Source organism: Kineococcus vitellinus, from assembly GCF_009906315.1.
Lineage (GTDB): Bacteria > Actinomycetota > Actinomycetes > Actinomycetales > Kineococcaceae > Kineococcus > Kineococcus vitellinus.
Genome location: NZ_JAAALL010000526.1, coordinates 1 through 1,549 on the forward strand (window position 1 = coordinate 1; position 1,549 = coordinate 1,549).

The window sequence follows — 1,549 nt, forward strand, 5'->3', positions numbered from 1 at the left end:
CGCCCGACCCCCGCCCGGTCCCGCCCGAGCTCGTGCAGGTCCTGGAGGAGGGGGGCGAGCAGCGGCGCGTCGTGCACGGCGTCGACGAGCTCGTGGCCGCGGCCGCCGGGCGGCTGGCCACCTTCTCCGAGCTGGACCCCCGCTGGGGCCCGGGCGCCCCGCAGCCGGCCGCCGGGGCCGCCGGGCGGGGCGCGCGGCCGCCGGCGGGCGGACCTGAGCGGTCCCGGGCGGCTACGCCACCAGCGAACGACGTGGCGGAACAGCCCGTCCTGGGCGCAAGTTGGACAGGACGAGCGGGCTCCGACCGGCTCGCCCCCGGCGTCCGACGCCGACGGGAGTGAGACTGTCGGGGCTCGGGACTAGCATCGGAATGGTCGGCGAGGTGCACGCCCCGCAGACCCGACCACCCGCGAGGAGCGCCGCATGTTCGAGAGGTTCACCGACCGCGCCCGACGGGTCGTCGTCCTGGCCCAAGAAGAGGCCCGGATGCTCAACCACAACTACATCGGGACCGAGCACATCCTGCTCGGCCTGATCCACGAGGGCGAAGGCGTCGCCGCCAAGGCCCTCGAGTCGCTGGGCATCTCCCTGGACGCCGTCCGCGAGCAGGTCCAGGAGATCATCGGGCAGGGCCAGCAGGCCCCGTCCGGTCACATCCCCTTCACCCCCCGCGCCAAGAAGGTGCTGGAGCTGTCGCTGCGCGAGGCGCTGCAGCTCGGGCACAACTACATCGGCACCGAGCACATCCTGCTCGGGCTGATCCGCGAGGGCGAGGGCGTCGCCGCCCAGGTCCTGGTCAAGCTGGGCGCCGACCTCAACCGGGTCCGCCAGCAGGTCATCCAGCTGCTCTCCGGCTACCAGGGCAAGGAGCCCGCGACGTCCGGCGGCCCGCAGGAGGGCACCCCGTCCGGCTCGCTGGTGCTCGACCAGTTCGGCCGCAACCTCACCCAGGCCGCCCGCGAGGGCAAGCTGGACCCGGTGATCGGGCGCGACCCGCAGATCGAGCGCGTCATGCAGGTGCTCTCGCGGCGCACGAAGAACAACCCGATCCTCATCGGGGAGCCGGGTGTCGGCAAGACCGCCGTCGTCGAGGGGCTGGCCCAGTCCGTCGTGCGCGGCGAGGTGCCGGAGACCCTGAAGGACAAGCAGATCTACACCCTCGACCTCGGCGCGCTCGTCGCCGGGTCCCGCTACCGCGGTGACTTCGAGGAGCGGCTGCGCAAGGTCCTCAAGGAGATCCGCACCCGCGGCGACATCATCCTGTTCATCGACGAGATCCACACCCTCGTCGGGGCCGGCGCCGCCGAGGGCGCCATCGACGCGGCCAGCATCCTCAAGCCCATGCTGGCCCGCGGCGAGCTGCAGACCATCGGCGCCACCACGCTGGACGAGTTCCGCAAGCACATCGAGAAGGACCCGGCGCTGGAGCGGCGCTTCCAGCCCATCCAGGTCCCCGAGCCGACGCTGGCGCACGCCATCGAGATCCTCAAGGGCCTGCGCGACCGCTACGAGGCCCACCACCGCGTCTCCATCACCGACGCCGCGCTGG

The 1,549-nt window shown here is 72.9% G+C and carries 1 protein-coding gene and 1 pseudogene; both read left to right on the top strand.

What is annotated here, in order from left to right; translation table 11 throughout:
- Positions 1-341 (top strand): annotated as a pseudogene (locus GTQ99_RS23095) (hypothetical protein); the annotation flags it as partial.
- Between the two features lie 82 nt (positions 342-423).
- Positions 424-1,549 (top strand): Clp protease N-terminal domain-containing protein (locus GTQ99_RS23100; RefSeq protein ID WP_166617996.1); only part of this gene is annotated, 1,126 nt, incomplete at its 3' end.